Below are 21,662 nucleotides of genomic sequence, written 5' to 3' on the forward strand. Positions count from 1 at the left end.
GGGCTTTACGGCGCAGCGCGAGTCAGTCCTGCAGGTCGACTTCGCGGGCCACGACGGCGCCGATCTCCGCGCTGAGCCGGTCCAGCAGGTCCTGCGGGAGGGCGCTGTCCACGGTCAGCACGGCCAGCGCCTGCTTGCTGGCGTCGTTGCGGGCCACCTGCATGCCGGCGATGTTGATGTCCTGCTCGCCCAGCAGCCGGCCCAGGGTGCCGATGACGCCGGGACGGTCCTCGTAGAGGAACACGATCACGTGTTCGCTGATCGGCATTTCCACCTCGTAACCGTTGATGGCCACGATCTTCTGGATCTGCTTGGGGCCGGTCAGCGTGCCGGCCACGGAGATCTGCGAACCGTCCGAGAGGGCGCCGCGGATGGTGAGCACGTTGCGGTACTCTTCGGACTCCGTGGTGGTGATCAGGCGGGTATTGATGCCGCGCTGCTCGGCCAGCACCGGCGCGTTGACGTAGGAGACCTGTTCGGAGACGACGTCCCTGAACACGCCCTTGAGCGCGGCCAGTTCCAGCGCCTTCACGTCCAGCTCGGCGATTTCGCCGGCCACCTCGACGTCGATCTGGGTCACCGAATCGTGGGTCAGCGCGGTGAAGATCCGGCCAAGCTTTTCGATCAGCGGGATGCCCGGGCGGACGTCCGGGGCGATCACGCCGCCGGCCACGTTCACGGCGTCGGGCACGAGCTCGCCGGCCAGCGCCAGGCGCACGGACTTGGCCACGGAGATGCCGGCCTTCTCCTGGGCTTCCTCGGTGGAGGCGCCGAGGTGCGGGGTGACCACCACGTTCTCCAGTTCGAAGAACGGCAGGTCGGTGCTCGGCTCGTTGACGAAGACGTCGATCGCGGCGCCGGCGATCTTGCCTTCCTTCAGCGCGTCGTAGAGCGCGGCTTCATCGATCAGGCCGCCGCGGGCCACGTTGACCACGCAGGCGGAGGGCTTCATCTTCTCGAACGCGGCGGCACCGATCATGCCCACGGTCTCCGGGGTCTTCGGCATGTGGATGGTGATGAAGTCCGACTGCTCCAGCAGCTCGTCCAGGCTGACCAGCTGCACGCCCAGCTGCGCGGCGCGGGCGCTGGTCACGTACGGGTCGTAGGCGAGGATCTGGGTCTCGAACGCCTGCATGCGCGCGGCGATCAGGGCGCCGATGCGGCCAAGGCCGATGATGCCGATCTTCTTCTCGTAGATCTCGGTGCCGGTGTACTTGGAGCGCTTCCACTCGCCGCCCTTGAGCGAGGCGTTCGCGGCGGGGATGTGGCGGGCCAGCGCCAGGATGTGGCCGACGGTCAGTTCAGCGGCGGAAACGATGTTGGAGGTGGGGGCGTTCACCACCATGACACCGGCCTGCGTGGCGGCCTTGATGTCCACGTTGTCCAGGCCCACGCCGGCGCGCGCGATGACCTTCAGGTTCTTGGCTGCCGCAATGGCTTCGGCGTCCACCTTGGTGGCGGAGCGGACCAGGATGGCGTCGACGTCGGCAATCGCGGCCAGCAGCTGGGACCTGTCGGCTCCATCGGTCTGCCGGATCTCGAAGTCGGGCCCGAGGGCTTCGATGGTCGCTGGGGAGAGTTCCTCCGCAAGGAGGACTACTGGTTTTTCCACAGGGGTGTTCCTTCGCTGCAAGCATGGTGATGGCCGTGCGTATAGATGGGGGTAGGTCCAGTCTAGAACGGCTGCGGCCCTGTCCCCCAGTTATTACCGGCGCCGGCCGGCCGGCTTCGCCCGGTGAAACGGCGGGTCAAGGGAAACGTGACGACAGCGGCGCCTCGAAAACGTGACGACGACGGCGGCGCCTTGGGGATACGTAACGACGACGACGGCGCCTCGGGGAAACGGGACGGCCGGCGCCCGCGATGGGCGCCGGCCGTCGGACTGGCCTAGCGGGCTGCGACGCCCTCGGTGTAGTCGTCGTCGGACTTGATCCAGGAGAACAGCTTGCGCAGTTCGCGGCCGGTGGCCTCGATTGGGTGGTCTTCACCCTTCTGGCGCAGCTCCAGGAACTCCTTGGCGCCGTTGGCCTGGTCGTCCATGAAGCGCTTCGCGAAGGAGCCGTTCTGGATGTCCGCCAGGACGGCCTTCATGTTCTCCTTCACCTCCGGGGTGATCACGCGCGGGCCGGAGACGTAGTCACCGAACTCGGCGGTGTCGGAGACCGACCAGCGCTGCTTGGCGATGCCGCCTTCGACCATCAGGTCGACGATCAGCTTGAGCTCGTGCAGCACCTCGAAGTAGGCGATCTCCGGCTTGTAGCCGGCCTCGGTCAGGGTCTCGAAACCGTACTGCACCAGCTGCGAGGCGCCGCCGCAGAGCACGGCCTGCTCGCCGAACAGGTCGGTCTCGGTCTCTTCGGTGAAGGTGGTCTCGATGACGCCGGCGCGGGTGCCGCCGATGCCCTTGGCGTAGGAGAGCGCCAGCGCCTTGGCGTTGCCGGTGTAGTCCTGCTCGATGGCGATCAGGTCCGGGACGCCGCGGCCGGCTTCGAACTCGCGGCGCACGATGTGGCCCGGGCCCTTCGGCGCGACCAGGGCGACGTCGACGTTGGCCGGCGGCTGGATGAAGCCGTAGCGGATGTTGAAGCCGTGGCCGAAGAACAGGGCGTTGCCCTCTTCGAGCTTGTCGGCGATGGACTCGGCGTAGACCTTGGCCTGGACCTGGTCCGGGGTCAGGATCATGATGACGTCGGCCTCGGCGGCAGCGTCGGCGACGGAGAGGACCTTCAGGCCCTCGGCCTCGGCCTTGGCGCGGGACTTGGAGCCCTCGGCCAGGCCGACGCGGACGTCGACGCCGGAATCGCGCAGGCTCAGGGCATGGGCATGGCCCTGGCTGCCGTAGCCAATGACAGCGACCTTGCGGCCCTGGATGATCGAAAGGTCGGCGTCGTCGTCGTAATACAGCTCAGTCACTTAAGTTTCTCCTGTTGGGATTGCGTGGAAAGGAATCAGGCGGAACGCAGCGCGCGGTCGCTCATGGAGCGGGAGCCGCGGCCAATGGCCAGCGTTCCGGATTGGACTATTTCGCGGATGCCAAACGGCTCCAGCACTGCAAGCAGGGCCTCGAGCTTATCGGCGGTGCCGGTGGCCTCCAGGACCAACGAGTCGGTGGACACGTCGACCACGGAGGCGCGGAACAAGTCTGCTGCCTGGGTTACCTGCAGCCGTGTTGCGGCATCCGCGCGGACCTTGACCAGGATGTGGTCGCGTTGCACGGAAGTTTCGGGAACCAGCTCGACAATCTTGATGACGTTGATGAGCTTGTTCAGTTGTTTGGTGACCTGCTCCAGCAGGTCGCCCTCGGCCTCGACCACCACGGTGATGCGGGAGAACCCGTCTGCTTCCGTGGGGCCGACGGCCAGAGAATGGATGTTGAACGCCCGGCGGGCGAAGAGGCTGGCGACGCGGGTCAGCACACCCGGGACGTCCTCCACCAGCACTGAAAGGGTATGGCGGGACATTCCTAGTCCTCCTCTTCCCACTCGGGGGTCATGTCGCGGGCAATCTGGATGAGGTCGTTGCTCACGCCGGCGGGGACCATCGGCCACACCATCGCGTTGGGGCTGACCACGAAGTCGATCACCACGGGGCGGTCGTTGATCGCCAGCGCCTGCTGGATTGTGGCGTCAATGTCCTCCGGACGTTCGCAGCGCAGGCCCACGCAGTCGTAGGCGTCGGCCATTTTCACGAAGTCCGGGACGCGCACGGTGTCGTGGCCGGTGTTCAGGTCGGTGTTGGAGTACCGGCCGTCGTAGAACAGTGTCTGCCACTGGCGGACCATGCCCAGCGAGGAGTTGTTGATCACCGCGACCTTGATGGGGATGTTGTTCAGCCGGCAGGTGGCCAGTTCCTGGTTGGTCATCTGGAAGCAGCCGTCGCCGTCGATGGCCCAGACCACGCGGTCCGGGTTGCCCACCTTGGCGCCCATGGCGGCCGGGACCGAGTAGCCCATGGTGCCCAGGCCGCCGGAGTTCAGCCAGGCGTGCGGGCGCTCGTACTTGATGAACTGCGCGCTCCACATTTGGTGCTGGCCCACGCCGGCAACGTAGACGCCTTCCGGCCCGGTCAGCTCGCCGATCCGCTGGATCACCTGCTGCGGGGCCATCAGGCCGTCGTCGGGCTCGGCGAAGCCCAGCGGGTAGGTCTCGCGCAGCCGGTTCAGCATGGCCCACCAGGCGGAGAGGTCCGGGGTGCCTTCGGCGGCGAACCGCTCGCGGCAGGCCTCGGCCAGTTCCGGAATGATCTCCTTGACCGAACCCACGATCGGCACGTCGGCCGTGCGGTTCTTGGAGATCTCCGCGGGGTCGATGTCCGCGTGGATCACCTTGGCGCCCGGGGCGAAGGTGCTCAGCACGCCGGTGACGCGGTCGTCGAAGCGGGCGCCGAGCGTGATCAACAGGTCGGCCTGCTGCAGCGCGGTCACCGCGGAGACGGAGCCGTGCATGCCCGGCATCCCCACGTGCTGCGGGTGCGAATCCGGGAACACGCCGCGGGCCATCAGCGTGGTGGCCACCGGGGCGCCCACCAGCTCGGCCAGCTCGCGCAGTTCCTGCGACGCGTGGGCCTTGATCACACCGCCGCCCACGTAGAACGCCGGGCGCTCCGCCGCGGCGATCAGCTTGGCGGCCTCGCGGACCTGCTTGGAGTGCCCGCGCACCACCGTGCGGTAGCCGGGGATGTCGATCTTCGGCGGCCAGGAGAAGCTCATCATGGACTGCTGGGCGTCCTTGGTGATGTCCACCAGCACCGGGCCGGGGCGGCCCGTGGTGGCGATGTGGAACGCCTCGGCCAGCACGCGGGGAATCTCCTGCGCCTTGGTGACCAGGTAGGAGTGCTTGGTGACCGGCATGGTGATGCCGACGATGTCCGCTTCCTGGAACGCGTCCGAGCCGATCACGGCCGAGGAGACCTGCCCGGTGATCGCCACCATCGGCACCGAGTCCATGTGCGCGTCGGCAATGGCGGTGACCAGGTTGGTGGCACCCGGGCCGGAGGTGACAATGCAGACACCGGCGCGGCCGGTGACCATGGCATAACCCTGTGCGGCGTGGCCTGCACCCTGTTCATGACGGACCAAGACGTGGTTGATCTTGGCCGAATCCATGAGCGGGTCGTAGGTGGGGAGGATGGCCCCGCCCGGCAACCCGAAGACGTCATCGACGCCCAGTTCTTCCAGCGAACGGACAACGGCTTGTGAGCCGGTCATTTCCGTGGGCGGCACGATGTTGTTCGGCCCGACTACCGGGCTGAGGCCGTCCACGACGGAAGAGACAGAGGCAGCTACATCTTTGGTTTTGAAAGCGTCGGCCGAGGCCGGCGCCTTGTTGGCCATCAGCGAGGGGCTGATTGGCGATCCCTTAGTCATCGGATTTCCTTTGCGGATCTTTACGTTCTCTGATGTGCTTGCCCTCCTCCGCGAGCGGAGGACGGCCCTGTTCTCTTCTGCAAATAAAAAAACCCCGTCGAGCCGGTTGGCTCCGATGGGGTTTCGCGCGTGACGTGGTCGGCCAGACGGGCGGTTACGCCACGCGCTTGGTAAGGACGACCACGGATACGCTTTGCATGGCTTCAGTCTCGTGCCACGCAGATATCAGTGTCAACCTGAGACATCGCTGTCTCATTATTTGGGCATCTGAGTCCAAAGGATGGACTCCCCGGATGCCCGTGGCGGGCACGACGGCGGGCGCGCGCCTCGTGGAGGGCGGCGCCCGCCGTCGTGGTTCAGCTGCAGTAAGCGCCGGTGGACGCGGAGTTCACCAGCTTGACGTACTTGGCCAGCACGCCGGTGGTGAACTTCGGCGCCAGCGGTTCCCAGCCCACCCTGCGGGCTTCCAGCTCGGCCTCGTCGACGAGCAGGTCAAAGCTGCGGGCCGCGATGTCCACGCGGATCAGGTCGCCGTCGCGCACGAAGGCGATCGGGCCGCCGTCGACCGCTTCCGGCGCCACGTGCCCGATGCACAAGCCGGTGGTGCCGCCGGAGAACCGGCCGTCGGTGAGCAGCAGCACGTCCTTGCCGAGCCCGGCGCCCTTGATGGCGCCCGTGATGGCCAGCATCTCGCGCATGCCCGGGCCGCCCTTGGGACCCTCGTAGCGGATGACCACCACGTCGCCGGCCTTGATCTGGCCGTTGTCCAGCGCATCCAGGGCGCCCTGCTCGCGTTCGAACACGCGGGCGGTGCCCTCGAAGACGTCGGCGTCGAAGCCTGCGGACTTGACCACGGCGCCTTCGGGGGCCAGCGAACCGTGCAGGATGGTCACGCCGCCGGTCTTGTGGATCGGATTGTCCAGGGCGCGCAGGATCTTGCCGTCCGGGTCCGGCGGGTTGATGGCCGCCAGGTTCTCGGCCACGGTCTTGCCGGTCACGGTTAGGCAGTCGCCGTGCAGCAGGCCCGCATCCAGCAGCGCCTTCATGACCACCGGGACGCCGCCGATTTTGTCCAGGTCGAACATCACGTGGCGGCCGAAGGGCTTCATGTCGGCCAGGTGCGGAACCTTGTCGCCGATCCGGTTGAAGTCGTCCAGCGTCAGGTCCACCTCCGCCTCGCGGGCGATCGCCAGCAGGTGCAGCACGGCGTTGGTGGAGCCGCCGAACGCCATGGTCACGGCGATCGCGTTCTCGAAGGCCTTCTTGGTCATGATGTCGCGGGCGCGGATACCCTTGCGCAGCAGGTTCACCACGGCCTCGCCGGACTTGTGCGCGAAGTTGTCGCGCCGGCGGTCCGCCGAGGGCGGCGCGGCGGAGCCCGGCAGGGACATGCCCATGGCCTCGCCGATGGAGGCCATGGTGTTGGCGGTATACATGCCGCCGCAGGCGCCTTCACCCGGGCAGATGGCGCGCTCGATCGAGTCCAAGTCCTTGCGGCTCATCTTGCCCGCGGCGCAGGCACCCACGGCCTCGAAGGCGTCGATCAGGGTGACTTCCTTCTCCGAGCCGTCCTCCATCTTCGCGAAGCCGGGCATGATCGTGCCGGCGTAGAGGAACACCGAGGAGAGGTTCAGGCGGGCGGCGGCCATCAGCATGCCCGGCAGTGACTTGTCGCAGCCGGCCAGCAGCACGGAACCGTCCAGGCGTTCGGCCATCATGACCGTTTCCACCGAGTCCGCGATGACCTCGCGGGAGACCAGCGAGAAGTGCATGCCCTCGTGGCCCATGGAAATGCCGTCGGAGACGGAGATGGTGCCGAACTGCATCGGGAAACCGCCGCCGGCGTGGACGCCTTCCTTGGCACCCTGGGCCAGCCGGTTCAGCGACAGGTTGCAGGGGGTGATTTCGTTCCAAGAGCTCGCGATGCCGATCTGCGGCTTGGCGAAGTCCTCGTCGCCCATCCCTACGGCTCGGAGCATGCCGCGCGCCGGAGCGGCGTGGATGCCATCGGTTACTACCCGGCTACGGGGCTTGATGTCTGGGGTTGCGTCCGCACTCATGGCATCGATTCTATGACCCGCGCCGCCATGGCAGGGCCATATTACGACGGCGGCGCCCACCCGGGCCCGCAACAGCGGCACGCCAGGGTTGCCCGGCGCCGCGACGGCGGCGCCCACCCGGGCCGGCAACCGCGCCACTCCCGGGTCACCCGGCGCTGCCGCCCTCAGCCCTGCTGGCTGGCGATCGCCGCGGCTTCCTGCTGCAGCATTCCGATCACCCGGTGCACGCTGCTGCGTTCAGCCACGTCGCTGCGGGCCAGCACCACGATGGTCCGGCTGGCGCGAATCCCCTCCAACGGGCGCATCACGAAGCCGCGGGTGGACTGTGCCTTCCGCGAGGTGAACCGCGGCACCACGGCGAGCCCGTGCCCGGCGGCCACCATGGCCTCCATGACGCGCAGGTCGGCGTAGCGCGTGGTCCGCTTGGCCAGCCTGCCGGTGCGTGCTTCGATCTGGCGCAGCACCTGTTCGAACGGAAAGCCCTGCGGGACGCCGATCCACGGGTGGTCCACCACATCCTCCGGCCTGAGGACGTCGAGTTCTGCCAGCGGATGGCCGGCGGGCATGGCCACATCCAGCGGCTCGTCCAGCAACGGCAGCACGGTGATGCCGCTGCGGGCGAAGGCCTCGACGCCCTGCTGGCTGTGTGCCAGCACCAGGTCGTAGTCGGCCGCCAGCGGCAGGAACCCCTCGACGGACGGGTCTTCCAGGCAGGGGTCGAAATGCAGCCCCTCGATGTCCTGCAGCCGGTACATCAGGCCCGGCAGAAACATTTCCGCGGCGCTGGGAAAGAACGCCGCACGGATTTGGTTTTGCCAGCCGCTGCGGTAGCCGTCCACGGTGGCCTGCGCCCTCTCCATCGCCGCCGAGACGTCCGCGGCAGCCGCGGCCATGGCCAGCCCGGCCTCGGTCAGGCGCACTCCCCTGCCGGCTTTCTCCACCAGCGTGACGCCCACCTCCCGCTGCAGCGCCTTCAGCTGCTGCGACACGGCCGAGGCTGTGATCTTCATCGCAGCGGCGGTAGCGACGACGGACCCGCGATCGCCCAGTTCCCGCAGTATTTGCAGCCGCCTCATGTCCATAAAGCGATACTACATAGTGAGGTAAGTAACGTTAGCTTGAACTTGACGGTTGCCCCGGTTGACAATGGTGGCATGACAGTCTCAGTTGCCCTGACCGTAGTGGGGATGGCCGCCGTCCTCGCGCGCCTCGCCGTCGTTGTCCGCCGCGACCACGGCCCGGTGCCGCGCAGCCACACGTGGGAGACCGACCATGCGGCCATGCCGGTGAAAGCGGTCGACGCAGTCTGACACCCACCCCCTCAACTAAGCGCCGGGCACCACATGGGCCAGGCGCTTTTTTGTGGGTCCGGTTCACTAAACTGGCGGGCAGCGTTCCCCGCTTCCGCCGCCGCAGGCTCAAGCTCCCCAGCCCAATCACGCACATCCGAAGGCCACCATGCCCACCAGCGACATGCCCACCAGCGACGAACTCAAGGACGCGCTCAGCGCGATCTTTGACTCCCAGATTCCCAACTACGGGGACTACAACCTCGTCTTCGCCAGCAGCCGCCAGGACAATGCGCACGCGGCGCAGGGCGGGACCGGGGACTTTTACGTGATCGGTTACCGCTGGCGGCCGCAGGAGCTGGTCATCGCGCCCTTCGACGGCTCCGCGCTGACGCCCGGCGGCACGCCCGTCGCGATCAACATGACCAACATGTCCCATGCGGTCCAGCTGGGCGGCGGGGAATACGAAGTGGGCACCAGCACCGGCAGGACGTTCCGGTTCGGAGTCCAGGCCGAAGGCAAGCTGCCCACCGAGGGCCACACGATCGACCAGTCCGAAGACCAGCCCGACTTCCACAGCTTCATGGCGGAGCTGATCTTCCGGGCCTAGCCCGGAGCTGACCTTCCCGGCCTAGCGCCGTGTCGAGCCGGTCTTCCGGCCCCCGGTCCGCCGGCCTCGGGTCCGGCGGGCATCTCCCCAAACCCTGCCGGCTCCGCCTCCCTGATCCGGGTACCGGGGCCTATGGACACTGCCCGGCCCCGCACGTAACGTCGGGACCGGATGCACCACAACCATCAACCGAAGGTGAAGGCCATGGACCGGAGATGGGGAATCAAGATCGCCGTCGCAGCCACCATCGTGACCGCCCTGCTGTGCCGGCTGTTCAGCCGCAAGCCCCGCTCCACGGAGGCCCGTTCCCCGGCCCCCGCGCCAACGAACCTGGCGCACGGCCTCTCCGACACCGCCGGCACTAACCCGGCTCCCGCGCCAACGAACCTGACGCACGGCCCCTCCGACACCGCCGGCACTAACCCGGCTCCCGCGCCAACGAACCTGACGCACGGCCCCTCCGACACCGCCGGCACTAACCCGACGATCGGCCCTCTGCCGCCAGCCGTCGACGAGGACCTGGTGGTCGAGGAGACAATGCCGGAGTCCCCTGGCGCCACCGGCACGGCAACCGCAGGAGGTGCCGGGGCCGGGGAGCCGGTGCCTGCCGATGTCGAGGACGCGGCAGCGGAGCAGGCGGCCGTCACGGACAAACCGCTTTACGATGAGACCGAATGGCTCGGTTATGCGGGCGAGGCGGTCATCGAACCGTCCGTCCAGGCCGAGGACGGAGACGGAGCGAACCGGAAAAGAGGCTGACGGATGGACGACGAAGCGGATCGGCGCGTCCTGCCGCTTCGGTTTGCTCCCTTGGCCTTGGCCGTGGCGCTGTCCACCGTCCTGGCCGGCTGCAGCGGCGACGGCAATGCCCGGCCGGACGGTGGCGGCGGCGCCGGAACCAGCCCGGACGTGGAGACGGCAGCCTCCGGCCTGGCCGAACCGTGGTCCGTTGCGGTCCTGCCCGACGGCAGCGCACTCATCTCCGAGAACGACACTGGCCTGATCAAACACGTGGTCGACGGCGAAACGGTCGCCGCCGCGCCCGTGGAGTCTGCGCTCGAAACCACCGGTGAGGCCGGCCTGCTGGGGCTGGAGCCCAGCCCGGATTTCGACGCCGATGCCCGGCTCTACGTCTACCTCACCTCGCCGGAGGACAACAGGGTTCTCAGCTACCGCTGGGACGACGGCCGGCTCAGCGACGCGCAGGAAATCGTCACCGGCATCCCCAAAGCCGGGATCCACAACGGCGGACGGCTCAAGTTCGGCCCGGACGGCTACCTGTACATCGCCACCGGCGACGCCTCCGATTCCTCCCGCTCCCAGGATCTGTCCTCGCTGGGCGGCAAGATCCTGCGGGTCACGCCCGACGGCGCGCCTGCCCCCGGCAACCCCTTCGGCGACAGCCCGGTCTACAGCTTCGGCCACCGCAATGTGCAGGGGCTGGCGTGGGACACCGACGGCAGGCTCTGGGTAACGGAGTTCGGCCCCGACCGGGACGACGAGCTGAACCTGATCGAACCCGGCGGCAACTACGGCTGGCCGGACGTTACGGGAGCCCCCGGCGACGAGCGGTTCATCGACGCCAAGGTGGTCTGGCCGTCCACGGCCGAGGCCTCCCCCAGCGGCATGGCCCTGGTGGACGGCACTGCGTGGATCGCTGCACTGCGGGGCCAGCGGCTGTGGCGGGTAGAGCTCGACGGCACGGAGGCCGGAGAGCCCGAGGCCTTCTACGAAGGAGAATACGGCCGGCTGCGTGACGTGGCCGCGGCCCCGGACGGCCGGCTCTGGGTCCTCACCAACGGCACCGACGAGGACCGAATGCTGGCCGTTTCTGTGAAGTAGGCGACAAACGCCGCTTCAATTTCACTTTCGTGGAAATGTCCTGCTAGAGTTACATGTCGTTGCGAGGGAAAAAGCGCCCGGGAAACCGCCGCTGGGACCCGCACCGACAGCTGCACCTCTAGCTCAACTGGCAGAGCAATTGACTCTTAATCAATGGGTTCCGGGTTCGAGTCCCGGGGGGTGCACCAGCGAAACCCCGTCTGACCAGCGCGCAAGCCTGGACAGGCGGGGTTTTTCGTTCTGCGGACGGTGGAGCAGGGCCTGAAGAAGAACTTGGCGCCCGCGGCCTCCCCTAGCCAGGCTTGCCGAGCTGATGAACCCGTTCAATCACCCGGACGACCTCCAAAGCATCCCGGGGATCGACGGGGATGGGCCCGCTTCCCCGAATAGCCTGGGCCGCAGCCCTGTAAAACCCAAGGTAGTCGCCCCTTTCGGTCGGCACTGCAATGGGTGCGGGATAACCTGGCCCTTTGATGCCGATGGTGCCCCACGTGCTTTCGGGCGCGGCGCCGAACCCTGGATCAGTTGGGACTGCGCCGGCTGCCAAGGCCGGTTCCTGGCCGTCCAGGCCGTAGCTGACAAAAGCGCTTTCAGTCCCCAGCACGCGGAAGCGGGGTCCGGCTTGTGCCGCCACCCGGCTCATCCAGAGCCGCGAATGCACGCCGTTCGAGTGGAAGAGCTCAACGAGGCTGACGTCGTCGTTGCCGCCCCCTTCACGGACGGTGCGCACGTCGGCGCTGATCTCGGCAACTGCCCCGAACAGCACCAGCGCCTGGTCTATGAGGTGGCTTCCCAGATCAAAAGTGATCCCGCCGGCCAGGCTCGGCGGCGTTGTATCCTGCCAGCGGTCAACGACTTTGGGCGCCCAGTGCTCGAAGCTCGATTCAAACTGATAGACCCGGCCCAGCTGCCCGTCGGCCAGGACCTTCCGCACGGTTCGGAAGTCCCCGTCCCACCGCCGGTTCTGGAAAACAATCAGGGGCTTCCCGACACGTTCCGCCCTTTCGATCAGTTGCTCGCCGTCGGCGACCGTTGGCACGAAGGGCTTGTCCACGATCACGGCCAAGCCTGCGTCCAGCGCTGCCAACCCCTGGCTCAAGTGGGTATGGGGAGGACCCGCAAGCACGACCAACTCCAGATCCAGGCCTCCCTCCAGCAATTCGTTGGCGTCTGCAACAATTCTTGCTTCGGGATGATCCTTGGCGGCCTGCAGCTTGCGTTCCGGGTGGGACGTCGCGATGGCGTCCAGGGAAAACTCCGGAAGGGCGCGGAGGAAGGGCCCATGGAAAACTTTGCCGGCCAGCCCATAGCCCACCAAGCCGGTGCGGACGGGCCGCGGAGGGCCATCGGCGTTCAACATACCGGAAGATTACTCTTGTGCCATAATTTGTTCAAGGAATAAACATTTGATGGTCGCGGGGATGGAGTAGCCTGCGGTTGAACGATAAGTTAGGCAGTCGTTCCTTGTCCGCCATCCAGGGAGGTTTAGGTTGAGTTCATCGAACGCGCCGCTGCGCACCGGCCACGGGCGGTTGCTGCCGGCCCAGCGGGTGGGGAACAACCTTGACAGCATTCGCCGGCATAACCTCTCCACCGTTCTTCAGTTCGTGCATCATGCCGGCCCCGTCCCCCGCTCCGAGCTGACGCGGAAAACAGGGCTGAACAGGTCGACAATCGGCGCCTTGGTCGGCGAGCTGATCGAGCTCGGCCTGGTCTTGGAAACCAGCCCGGACTCAAGCAACGGCGTCGGGCGACCGAGTGCGGTCGTGCGCCCAAACCCGGCGACCGTAGCAATCGCAGTCAATCCTGAGATCGACGCGGTTACCGTCGGCGCCGTCAGCTTGGGCGGGGTCGTCCAAAAACGGATCCGCTACGAGACGGACAAGGCTCCCAGCGTCCGGGAAGCAGTCAACATCAGTGCGGCGATCGTTGAAGGCATGAAGTCCAACGGGAACCGAATCGCAGGTATCGGCGTCGCGGTACCTGGCTTGGTGCGGACACAGGACGGGCTCGTGCGGTTGGCCCCGCATCTGGAGTGGACGGATGAACCGATTGCCGAAATGCTGGCCACTGCCACGGGGTATCCCGTGAAAGCCGCCAACGATGCGAGCCTTGGTGCCCTTGCCGAAAGGACCTTCGGGTCCGCCCGACGGGTCAGCGACATGATCTACCTCAATGGCGGGGCGAGCGGCATTGGCGGCGGGATCATCAGCGGAGGCCACGCCCTGACAGGCGTCGCCGGCCATGCCGGGGAGCTGGGCCACACCCGGATCAGAAGCGGCGGAGGGCTTGACACTGCCCACGCCCGGGGCACCCTGGAGTCCGAAGTGACCCGTGACGCTCTGCTTGCCGCCTTGGGATTGGCGTCCGCGGATGTGGACGAACTGGAGGAGGCGCTGCTTTCGTCCACTTCCGCCGAAGTTCGGGCGGTTGTGGACCGGCAGCAGGAGTACCTCGCCATTGCCCTGGGCAATGCAATCAACATACTGAATCCGGAGCTGATCATCTTGGGCGGCTTCCTGGGCTCCCTGCACGCCGCTGATCCGGAGCGGCTGGAGCGGCTCGTTTCCCGGGAATCACTGCCGGTTTCGCGCCAGAGCGTTCACATTTCCCGGCCGCAGTTGGGCGCGAATCTCCTCATGGTCGGCGCGGCTGAACTGGTTTTCGCCGACCTTCTGGCCGACCCCGCGGCCTACGCCTTCGTCGCCTGAAGCGGCCGCGACTCCTGGTTGACCGGGTTCACGTTGTCGAGAACCGGTAACGGCTGAGGTGCCGGTACTCCGTTCCGGCCGGAAGGACCACCGAGGGAAAGTCGGGGAAACGGCTGGAATCGGTAATCTTCTGGGGTTCAAGGCATATGCCGCTGCCGGGCCCGTACGCGGCACCCCCTCGGCCCGCCAGCGGAGGCAGCCGGTTCGCTGTATAAACCTGAAGACAGAATTCGGTGGTAAACAGCTCCAGCATGCGTCCGGTCTCGGGAGAGTAAAGTACTGCCGCCGGCTTGGCGTCGTCCCTGCCGGGATTGAACAGGAACGTATTATCGATGCCCGGCCATGGCTCGGTGCCCGATTCCGGCAGGAAGGCTCCGATACGCCTCAGCTTGCGGAAGTCGAAAGCCGAGCCGGCGACGGGCAGGTGGCTACCCGTCGGAATGAGTTCCCAATCCGTGGCGAGGATGTAATCCGCGTCAACCATCAGCTGCTGATCGATGACGGGCCTCGCCCCGGCCCCGTCCATATTCCAGTAAGCGTGATTGGTCATATTGACCGGGGTGTCCGCGTCGGCCTTGGCCGTGAAGAGAATCGACAGCTCATTGGCGTCAGACAGCGAGTACCGGACCCGCGCCGAGAGGTTTCCCGGATAGCCTTCTTCGCCTTCGGGGCTGCGGTATTCGAAACTGACGAAGTCGTCCTGCGCCGGTTCCGGGGAGGTGTCCGATCGGGACCACAGGACGCGGTCGAAACTTCGCCTTGGTCCTCCGTGAAGATGGTTCCGCCCCTCGTTCGCGGTAACGGGAAAGGTGACCCCTGCCGAGGAGAACCGGCCACCCGGGATGCGGCCCGCTGTCCGACCGATGGTTGCCCCGATGTAGCAGTTCGCGTGGCGGCGATAGTCGTCAACAGCGTCGAACCCAAGCACCACGTTTTCGTGCTTGCCGCCCCTGTCCGGCAGGAGCAGTTCGACGATCCTGGCTCCGTAGGGATCGAGCGTCAGGCGGGTGCTGCGGGCATTGGCCAGGACCAGTCCCGTGCCCGGCCTGCTGGCGCCTGCCTGCTTCTTCACGCCGCGCCTTCGATGTGACCGCGGAACCACGTCTCCTGCTGTTCGGCATGGCTGCCGTACTGATCCCGGATAAGAGGCCGCGGATCGGGTCGCAGTTGCGCGTCGAATTGTGGCGGCCAGTCAGGGCGTACTCCATTGAGGACCCATGCGGCCTGCACAGCGGCTCCTTCGGCCACGTACTCGCCGGGTGCCGGAACCGAGACCGGCATGTCGAAGACCTGCGCGGCAATCAATTGAACTGCCCGGTTCTGTGCGCCCCCGCCGATCAGAAGGACCCGTTCGGGACGTGCGCCAGCCTGACGCAGTGCATCAAGCCCTCGGGCGAGACTGCACAGCATCCCCTCGACGGCGGCCCGCGCAAGGTTGGGCCTTGTCATCGAGGTCAGCGACAGGCTGTGAAGACTGCCCGTCGCATGGGGCAGGTTTGGGGTGCGTTCCCCTTCGAACCAGGGGATCAAGACTGCTCCCCCGGCGCCAGGGGGAGCCTCCAGGGCGAGACGCGAGAGCCCGTCGTTGTCAACGCCCAGCACCTCGGCGACGGACGTCAGGATGCGTGCTGCATTGAGCGTGGTCGCAATCGGGAGGAAAGCGCCTGCGGCGTCTGCAAAGCCGGCGACGGAGCCCGTCCTGTCCCGATGCAGTTCGGCGGATGAGGCGAATACCGTTCCGCTGGTGCCGATCGAAACGATGGCTTCCTCGCGTGAAGCGTTTAGGCCCAACGCCGCAGCGGCATTGTCTCCGGCTCCCGCACCCAAAATGATCCCCCCGGGCGTCTTGCCCGCCGGCTCATGGGGGCGGAGGACACTGGGAACGATGGCAGCATGTCCGAGGGCCAAAGTGAAAAGATCCAGGTCGTACCGGTTTGCCTCCGGATCCCAGTAGCCGGTGCCGCTGGCATCCGACCGGTCCGTTGTGAGTTCTTCAAGGACTGGCCCAAGCGGGCTTGAAGCAGCTGGCCCGTACCCGCGCAGCCGCCAGGTGAGCCAGTCATGGGGAAGCGCGACCGCGGCGACCTTCGCGGCATTGCCGGGTTCTGCGTCACGCAACCACCGCAGTTTGCTGGCGGTGAACGATGCTACCGGAAGCAATCCCGTCCTTTGCACGTATTCATCGGCGCCCACTTCCCTCACAAGGGCAGCGGCAGCGCCCGCGCTTCGAGTGTCGTTCCAGAGCAAAGCCGGCCGGATCACCCGGCCCTCCTTATCGAGGGCCACCATCCCGTGCTGCTGTGCTGCTACCGAAAGGCAGCTGACTGAGCCGAGACCTCCCGCCTGGGCGAGCGCCGCCTGCAGTGCGCTCCACCAGGCCTCCGGGTCGACTTCCGTGCCGGCCGGGTGAGGTGCCCGTCCCGCAGAAACGACCCGGCCCGAGCGGGCATCCCGGAACACCGTTTTGCAGCTTTGCGTCGAAGAATCAACACCCGCAACAAGCGTCATGATGCCTCCCGTTACGTTGGCCGAGCCTAAACTTCAACGATTCCCGCGGATCAGCGCGTGCCAAGCAGATGCTCCATGGCCAACTGCTGCAGCCGGACGAACCCGAACCCGCTGCCGTCAAAGTACCCCTCCGGGGCGAAATCCTCGTAAGAGGAACGGTCCTGGAGCAGCTCGGCGTAAGACTCTCCTTCGCCAAGGGTGGGTTGCGCCAGTTCGGTGACGCGGGAAGCGCGCATCGCTTCCTGTACCTCAGGGTCCGAGCGGAAGGCGGCGGCCCGTTCTTTCAGCAACAGGTACATCCGCATGTTCGCCGCAGCCGAATCCCACACTCCCCCGGCATCCTCGGTCCGCGACGGCTTGTAGTCGAAGTGGCGCGGACCGTCGTAAGCAGGGCCACCGCTCGGGCCGCCGTTTTCCAACAGGTCCACCAGGGAAAAAGCGTTTTGCAGGTCGCCATGGCCAAAGACCAGATCCTGGTCGTACTTGACCCCCCGCTGGCCGTTGAGATCAATATGGAACAGCTTGCCGTGGTACAGCGCCTGGGCAACGCCCGCGGTGAAATTCAGGCCCGCCATTTGTTCATGTCCGACCTCAGGGTTGACGCCGAAGAGTTCGGACCGTTCCAGGGTTTCGATGAAAGCCAGCGCATGGCCAACCGTCGGCAGCAGTATGTCGCCGCGGGGCTCGTTGGGCTTGGGTTCAATCGCGAAATGCAGGTCGTACCCCCGATCGGTCACGAAGCCCCCCAAAACGTCCAGCGCCTCGCGGTACCGCTCCAGGGCTGCCCGGACGTCCTTGGCAGCGTCGTACTCTGCGCCTTCGCGACCTCCCCACATGACAAAAGTCCGGGCGCCGAGTTCCGCGGCCAGCTCAATGTTTCGCAGGACCTTCCGGAGCGCGAACCGGCGGACGGCCCTGTCGTTGGAGGTGAACCCGCCGTCCTTGAAAACGGGGGGGCTGAAGAGGTTCGTCGTGACCATCGGAACCTCAAGGCCCGTGTCCTCGAGTGCACCCTTCAGGCGGTCAATCTGCTTCTGCCGCTCCCCCTCGCTGCTGCCGAAGGCGAAGAGGTCGTCGTCGTGGAACGTCAACCCGTAGGCGCCGAGACCGGCAAGCCGTTCGACCACCTCAACAACATCTGCGTGCGACCGGGTAGGGCCGCCGAAGGGGTCGGCTCCCGCGTATCCCACCGTCCACAAGCCGAAGGAGAACTTGTCTTCGCGGCTAGGCTGCCTCATTGCCGTCTCCCATCATGAATCAATAGTAGTGAGCAACAACATATTCTCCATCGCGACCCAAAGTCAACGGTTTTCAGCGGCCTGGAACTCCATCGCTCCTGACCAGCCCGAGGAGATTCGGACCGAACTCAGCCTCGACGACCGGACAGACGCCGCATCCGCCACGAGCCTTTCCCACTCCGGCAAAGAAAACTGTTGCATTTGTTGCGACTGCTTACTATATTGAGTTTTCACATGATGTTGCTCACAGACGGAGCTTCATCTCTCGCCTCAACCTCCAGCGGAGAACAGGAGCGATCCCATGGGGCATCCCACCGAACCGATCGATCATTCGCCGCTGCTGAAAGTAGAAGGCGTCGTGAAGCAGTACCAAGGCGTGACCGCCCTGCGCGGGGTGAGCCTGGACATCCGCCCCGACGAGATCCATGCCCTGCTGGGGGGCAACGGGGCCGGCAAATCCACGCTGATCAATGTGCTCTCGGGCGTGGTCTCCCCGGATGCGGGCACCGTTACGCTGGCCGGGGAAGAGGTACGTTTCCGCCGTCCCAGTGATGCGCTCAATGCGGGCATCACGACCATCCATCAGGAGCTTTCGCTCGTTCCGGCGCTCACGGCACTGGACAACATCTTCCTCGGCCGCGAGGTGAATGCCCGTTTTCTCGGCCTGAAGGTCAGGCTTGACCGTAAGGGCATGGAAGAGCGGGTACAGCAGCTGGCCGCCGACTTCGGGCTGACCCGGGAGGACTTGAAGCTTCCCGTCGGGGAGTTCGGTGCGTTGAAAAAGCGCGTGGTGGAGATCGTCAAAGCACTGGCCTTCGACCCCCGCGTGCTGATCCTGGACGAGCCGACCTCAGGGCTTGAGGAAGAAGAAAAGCGGCACCTGTTCGAACACATGCGCAAGCTCAGGGCGCGGGGTGTACCACTGCTGTGGGTAACCCACCATCTGGAGGAGCTGTTCGGTCTGGCGGACACCGCCACCGTCTTCCGCGACGGGGCCAACGCCGGGACTGCCGCCATCGCCGAAACGGACGTCGATGAGCTGCTTGGCATGATGTTTGGAGTCGCAGCCGGCGAATTCGGAGCGGCCAGCGGAACGCCGCCGCACACGGCCGCGGACGCCGGCGAGGAAGTGCTGCGACTGGAGAATGTGCACCGCAGCCACGTCCTGAAGGACATTTCGCTGTCGGTCCGCAAGGGCGAGATCCTGGGCATAGCGGGCCTTGCCGGTGCCGGGCGGACCGAGTTGGCCAGGCTCATCATGGGCTTGGACAAGATGAGCAGCGGAACGCTGCACCTCAACGGGCAACCCCTTCGCATCCGGGATTCCAGCTCGGCATACTGCCACGGGCTGGCCATGCTCCCGGAAGACCGCAAGCAGCTGGGCATTCTGCCGGAATTTTCCGTTGCCGAAAACATCTCCATCTCAAGCCTCGGCGGCGTCACGCAGCTGGGTTTCCTGGTCAAGAGCCGCGATGAAATGGACCAGGCCGAAAGCTACCGGCAGCGCTTGGCGATCCGTGCCCCAAGCGTCAGGGAAAAGATTCGGAACCTGAGCGGCGGAAATCAGCAGAAGGCCATCGTGGCACGCTGCCTGAACACCAAGCCCTCACTGCTGATCTTCGACGAACCGACCCAGGGTATCGACGTCTCGGCCAAGGTGGAGGTTCACAACCTCATCCGCGATTTCGTCGCCGCCGGCGGGGCCGCCATCGTCATTGCCTCGGAAATTGCCGAACTGCTGGAACTCAGCCACCGTGTGCTGGTCATGAAAAAAGGCCGGCTGGTGGGTTCGGTGACCTCGCTGCAGCAGGAACTGGCCGCCGGAAACTTCGAGGGCGTGAAGAACAGAATTCTGGCGCTATCCGCCGGCAGGAGCGAATGATGAATCTCCAACGGGCCGTATCCCGCACACTTTCGACCAGCGGCGTGCCGATCGCTGTCGCCCTGATCGTCCTGGTCATCGTGTTCCAACTGATGTCGCCTGTCTTCCTGCAACCGGAGAGCCTCACCGACTACATCAACAACGCCATCCCCGTCTTGCTGATTACCGTCGGGGTGGCAATCGTCATCGTGGCCGGCGGGATCGACCTGTCCGTCGGCACGGTCGCAGGGCTGAGCGCCGGAACGACCATGTGGGCATTGCTCAGCGGTGCGCCGACCCTGGTGGGCGTCCTCGTGGGCGTCGCCACCGGCACGGCATTCGGCCTGTTCAACGGATGGCTCATCACGAAGTTCGGTATCAACGACTTCATCGTCACGCTGGCGACGCTGAACATCGCCAGCGGGCTGCTCATCGTCCTGACAGAACAGGTACCCCTCCAAGGCGTGACGACGCCGGGCTTTTCGGACATCGTCTACGGCCGTTTCCTGGGCATCCCGAGCGCCTTCTGGGTCGCCGCAATCCTCCTGGTCATCATGCAGCTTTTCCTGGCCAAAACGGTGTTCGGCCGGCGCATATATGCCATCGGCATTGGCGCCGACGCGGCGAACGTCGCCGGCGTCAACGTCCTCCGCGTCAGGATGGGCACCTTCGTCGTCTCCGGCATGCTCGCAGGAGCCGCCGGCGTCCTCATTGCCTCCCGCCTCGGCGCTGTACAGGCTTTCCTGGGCGGCGGCTACGAATTCATCGCCATCGCCGGCGCCGTTTTGGGAGGCGTTAGCCTTGCCGGTGGCCGCGGTTCAGTCTGGGCCGCCGTCGTCGGTGGCCTTTTGCTGGCAACCCTGCAGCAGGGCCTGCGACTCAACGGCGTCGACCCCGTCTACTTCAGCATCGTCACCGGCCTTTGCATCGTCGCCGGGGTGGTCTTCGACCGCCGCGTCCAGCAATACGCCCTCAATATGGGCAAACGCTCCCGTGGCGACACGCCCCCCAGGCACGACACTCCCCACGACACTCCCCCGGCCCCGGCCCAGCAGCAGGAACAGAAACCCGCCGCCCGCCCCCGTCCGTTCGTGACCGAACAGCAGGACTGACCCATGAGCACTTCAACACCTACGCGGAACAACAGCCTGATCGGCCGCATCGTCGACCGGATCCTGCTGGACCCCACCCTCGGCGTGCTCGCCATGCTGGTACTGGCTTGTTTGATCGCGGCGTTCACGTTGCCGGTGTTCCTGGCCCCGTCAAACCTGTTCAACATCCTCAACAGCAGCATCACGGTCATGATCCTGGCCATGGGCATGACCGTCGTCCTGATCGCGGGAGGCATCGATCTCTCGATCGGCGCCGCCATGGCACTCTGCGCAGGGGTAGCAGCCCAGACCATGAAATCAGGAATGCCGCTTTTCGCCGCGATCCTCGCAGCGCTGCTTGCCGGCGCCTTGATCGGAATCGGCAACGGCCTGCTCGTCACCCGGGTCGGGCTGCCCGACTTCATCGCCACCCTCGCAATGCTCGGCTTCGCCGGCGGCATCCTCTACATCTGGACCCAGGGCGTGCCCATCATCGGCTACATGGTCCCCGAGTTCTATGTCATCGGCGGCCTGAGCCCGCTGGCCGGGGCCCTCACCCTGCCCATGGTGATATCCCTCATCGTGGCGCTGCTCCTCGGCGGGATCTTGGGATCGTCCCGCCTTGGGACACACCTTTTCGCTGTCGGCAGCAGCCGGACCGGTGCCGTACAGTCCGGCGTGCGGGTGGACCGGGTCCGGATCATCGCCTACGTCATCAGCGGGCTATGCGCCGCGATCGCCGGCGTCATCCTGGCCGGCCGAAATACCAACGTCCCGGCCGACCTCGGTGTCGGGTACGAGATCCAGGCCATCGCCGCCGCCGTCATCGGCGGTGCGGCACTCAGTGGCGGCAGGGGCCGCATCTTGGGAGCCGTGCTCGGCGCCATCACGCTGGCCGCGACCATCAACATCATCAACCTCGCCGGCGTTCCGTCCAGCTACCAGAAAATCGTCATCGGCTCGATTCTCATCATCGCTGTCCTGGCCAACCGGATCAGCGCCATCGTCAACGCCCGAGTCCGGCAGCGGCGGGCCGTCATACTCGACGTCGCCCCCGTGTAGCGGAAACCAGCTTCCCCGGTCTCCC

19 protein-coding genes and 1 tRNA gene are annotated in these 21,662 nt (G+C 66.1%); 10 read left to right on the forward strand and 10 right to left on the reverse strand.

What is annotated here, in order from left to right:
• Positions 1-22: 22 nt before the first annotated feature.
• A complete protein-coding gene (gene serA / locus AC5RVD_RS13935; protein WP_494111284.1) occupies positions 23-1,612 on the reverse strand; it encodes a phosphoglycerate dehydrogenase in 1,590 nt (529 codons plus the stop codon).
• Between the two features lie 147 nt (positions 1,613-1,759).
• Between serA and AC5RVD_RS13940 the strand changes: the two genes are divergently transcribed.
• Complete coding sequence (locus AC5RVD_RS13940) at positions 1,760-1,891, forward strand: hypothetical protein (protein ID WP_494111283.1); 132 nt, start codon at positions 1,760-1,762, stop codon at positions 1,889-1,891.
• On the opposite strand, the gene ilvC is transcribed toward AC5RVD_RS13940, so the two are convergent.
• The 5 genes from ilvC to AC5RVD_RS13965 form a co-directional block, all read right to left on the reverse strand.
• Entirely contained in the window at positions 1,888-2,913 is a 1,026-nt protein-coding gene (ilvC, locus tag AC5RVD_RS13945) for a ketol-acid reductoisomerase (protein ID WP_493979938.1), read from the reverse strand. The genes AC5RVD_RS13940 and ilvC overlap by 4 nt on opposite strands.
• Before the next feature lie 35 nt (positions 2,914-2,948).
• Complete coding sequence (gene ilvN / locus AC5RVD_RS13950) at positions 2,949-3,461, reverse strand: acetolactate synthase small subunit (RefSeq protein ID WP_493979937.1); 513 nt, start codon at positions 3,459-3,461, stop codon at positions 2,949-2,951.
• A 2-nt stretch (positions 3,462-3,463) separates the two neighbouring features.
• Positions 3,464-5,365 carry an acetolactate synthase large subunit gene (locus AC5RVD_RS13955; protein ID WP_494111282.1) on the reverse strand — a complete coding sequence of 634 codons (1,902 nt, stop codon included), beginning with the start codon at positions 5,363-5,365 and terminating at the stop codon, positions 3,464-3,466.
• 356 nt (positions 5,366-5,721) lie between these two features.
• Positions 5,722-7,425, reverse strand: coding sequence for a dihydroxy-acid dehydratase (gene ilvD, locus AC5RVD_RS13960; RefSeq protein WP_494000034.1), 1,704 nt, complete (start codon positions 7,423-7,425; stop codon positions 5,722-5,724).
• Positions 7,426-7,589: 164 nt separating this feature from the next.
• Complete coding sequence (locus tag AC5RVD_RS13965; RefSeq protein ID WP_493986868.1) at positions 7,590-8,507, reverse strand: LysR family transcriptional regulator; 918 nt, start codon at positions 8,505-8,507, stop codon at positions 7,590-7,592.
• A 72-nt stretch (positions 8,508-8,579) separates the two neighbouring features.
• On the opposite strand from AC5RVD_RS13965, the gene AC5RVD_RS13970 reads away from it, so the two are divergent.
• The 5 genes from AC5RVD_RS13970 (at position 8,580) to AC5RVD_RS13990 (ending at position 11,354) form a co-directional block, all read left to right on the forward strand.
• On the forward strand, positions 8,580-8,735 hold the full coding sequence (locus AC5RVD_RS13970) for a hypothetical protein (protein WP_493986867.1): 156 nt from the start codon (positions 8,580-8,582) through the stop codon (positions 8,733-8,735).
• Between the two features lie 148 nt (positions 8,736-8,883).
• Positions 8,884-9,324: a hypothetical protein gene (locus AC5RVD_RS13975; protein WP_494127237.1), complete on the forward strand. Its 441-nt coding sequence runs from the start codon at positions 8,884-8,886 to the stop codon at positions 9,322-9,324.
• 204 nt (positions 9,325-9,528) lie between these two features.
• The gene (locus AC5RVD_RS13980; protein ID WP_494127238.1) at positions 9,529-10,083 is read left to right on the forward strand and encodes a hypothetical protein; all 555 of its coding nucleotides are present in this window, start codon (positions 9,529-9,531) and stop codon (positions 10,081-10,083) included.
• Positions 10,084-10,086: 3 nt separating this feature from the next.
• Complete coding sequence (locus tag AC5RVD_RS13985) at positions 10,087-11,166, forward strand: PQQ-dependent sugar dehydrogenase (protein ID WP_494127239.1); 1,080 nt, start codon at positions 10,087-10,089, stop codon at positions 11,164-11,166.
• A 112-nt stretch (positions 11,167-11,278) separates the two neighbouring features.
• Positions 11,279-11,354, forward strand: a tRNA-Lys gene (locus AC5RVD_RS13990).
• Between the two features lie 104 nt (positions 11,355-11,458).
• Here the strand turns inward: AC5RVD_RS13990 and AC5RVD_RS13995 are convergent.
• Complete coding sequence (locus tag AC5RVD_RS13995; protein WP_494127240.1) at positions 11,459-12,526, reverse strand: Gfo/Idh/MocA family protein; 1,068 nt, start codon at positions 12,524-12,526, stop codon at positions 11,459-11,461.
• 130 nt (positions 12,527-12,656) lie between these two features.
• On the opposite strand from AC5RVD_RS13995, the gene AC5RVD_RS14000 reads away from it, so the two are divergent.
• The gene (locus AC5RVD_RS14000; RefSeq protein WP_494127241.1) at positions 12,657-13,877 is read left to right on the forward strand and encodes an ROK family protein; all 1,221 of its coding nucleotides are present in this window, start codon (positions 12,657-12,659) and stop codon (positions 13,875-13,877) included.
• Between the two features lie 28 nt (positions 13,878-13,905).
• On the opposite strand, the gene AC5RVD_RS14005 is transcribed toward AC5RVD_RS14000, so the two are convergent.
• Genes AC5RVD_RS14005 through xylA form a run of 3 tightly spaced genes read right to left on the reverse strand, consistent with a single transcriptional unit; the run spans position 13,906 to position 17,623 of the window.
• Complete coding sequence (locus AC5RVD_RS14005) at positions 13,906-14,949, reverse strand: aldose epimerase family protein (RefSeq protein ID WP_494111275.1); 1,044 nt, start codon at positions 14,947-14,949, stop codon at positions 13,906-13,908.
• Complete coding sequence (locus tag AC5RVD_RS14010; RefSeq protein ID WP_494127242.1) at positions 14,946-16,385, reverse strand: FGGY family carbohydrate kinase; 1,440 nt, start codon at positions 16,383-16,385, stop codon at positions 14,946-14,948. The genes AC5RVD_RS14005 and AC5RVD_RS14010 overlap by 4 nt, the downstream gene beginning before the upstream one ends.
• 50 nt (positions 16,386-16,435) lie before the next feature.
• Positions 16,436-17,623 carry a xylose isomerase gene (xylA, locus tag AC5RVD_RS14015; RefSeq protein WP_494127243.1) on the reverse strand — a complete coding sequence of 396 codons (1,188 nt, stop codon included), beginning with the start codon at positions 17,621-17,623 and terminating at the stop codon, positions 16,436-16,438.
• Between the two features lie 301 nt (positions 17,624-17,924).
• Here xylA and AC5RVD_RS14020 point away from each other — a divergent pair, with 301 nt between their 5' ends.
• The 3 genes from AC5RVD_RS14020 to AC5RVD_RS14030 are packed head-to-tail and all read left to right on the forward strand — an operon-like array spanning position 17,925 to position 21,637.
• Entirely contained in the window at positions 17,925-19,505 is a 1,581-nt protein-coding gene (locus AC5RVD_RS14020; RefSeq protein WP_494127244.1) for a sugar ABC transporter ATP-binding protein, read from the forward strand.
• A complete protein-coding gene (locus tag AC5RVD_RS14025) occupies positions 19,505-20,596 on the forward strand; it encodes an ABC transporter permease (RefSeq protein WP_494127245.1) in 1,092 nt (363 codons plus the stop codon). Before AC5RVD_RS14020 ends, AC5RVD_RS14025 begins: the two co-directional genes overlap by 1 nt.
• Before the next feature lie 3 nt (positions 20,597-20,599).
• Positions 20,600-21,637, forward strand: coding sequence for an ABC transporter permease (locus AC5RVD_RS14030; protein WP_494127246.1), 1,038 nt, complete (start codon positions 20,600-20,602; stop codon positions 21,635-21,637).
• Positions 21,638-21,662 lie beyond the last annotated feature (25 nt).

The organism is Arthrobacter sp. THG-b23 (assembly GCF_059091265.1).

Excerpts from the sequence above, each read along its gene's own strand:
- AC5RVD_RS14025 (WP_494127245.1), top strand. The coding sequence starts at position 19,505 with ATGAATCTCCAACGGGCCGTATCCCGCACACTTTCGACCAGCGGCGTG.
- AC5RVD_RS13965 (WP_493986868.1), bottom strand. The coding sequence starts at position 8,507 with ATGGACATGAGGCGGCTGCAAATACTGCGGGAACTGGGCGATCGCGGG.
- AC5RVD_RS13980 (WP_494127238.1), top strand. The coding sequence starts at position 9,529 with ATGGACCGGAGATGGGGAATCAAGATCGCCGTCGCAGCCACCATCGTG.
- AC5RVD_RS13985 (WP_494127239.1), top strand. The coding sequence starts at position 10,087 with ATGGACGACGAAGCGGATCGGCGCGTCCTGCCGCTTCGGTTTGCTCCC.
- AC5RVD_RS14020 (WP_494127244.1), top strand. The coding sequence starts at position 17,925 with ATGGGGCATCCCACCGAACCGATCGATCATTCGCCGCTGCTGAAAGTA.
- AC5RVD_RS14030 (WP_494127246.1), top strand. The coding sequence starts at position 20,600 with ATGAGCACTTCAACACCTACGCGGAACAACAGCCTGATCGGCCGCATC.
- ilvD (WP_494000034.1), bottom strand. The coding sequence starts at position 7,425 with ATGAGTGCGGACGCAACCCCAGACATCAAGCCCCGTAGCCGGGTAGTA.
- ilvN (WP_493979937.1), bottom strand. The coding sequence starts at position 3,461 with ATGTCCCGCCATACCCTTTCAGTGCTGGTGGAGGACGTCCCGGGTGTG.
- xylA (WP_494127243.1), bottom strand. The coding sequence starts at position 17,623 with ATGAGGCAGCCTAGCCGCGAAGACAAGTTCTCCTTCGGCTTGTGGACG.
- AC5RVD_RS13970 (WP_493986867.1), top strand. The coding sequence starts at position 8,580 with ATGACAGTCTCAGTTGCCCTGACCGTAGTGGGGATGGCCGCCGTCCTC.
- AC5RVD_RS13955 (WP_494111282.1), bottom strand. The coding sequence starts at position 5,365 with ATGACTAAGGGATCGCCAATCAGCCCCTCGCTGATGGCCAACAAGGCG.
- AC5RVD_RS13995 (WP_494127240.1), bottom strand. The coding sequence starts at position 12,526 with ATGTTGAACGCCGATGGCCCTCCGCGGCCCGTCCGCACCGGCTTGGTG.
- AC5RVD_RS13975 (WP_494127237.1), top strand. The coding sequence starts at position 8,884 with ATGCCCACCAGCGACATGCCCACCAGCGACGAACTCAAGGACGCGCTC.
- AC5RVD_RS14010 (WP_494127242.1), bottom strand. The coding sequence starts at position 16,385 with ATGACGCTTGTTGCGGGTGTTGATTCTTCGACGCAAAGCTGCAAAACG.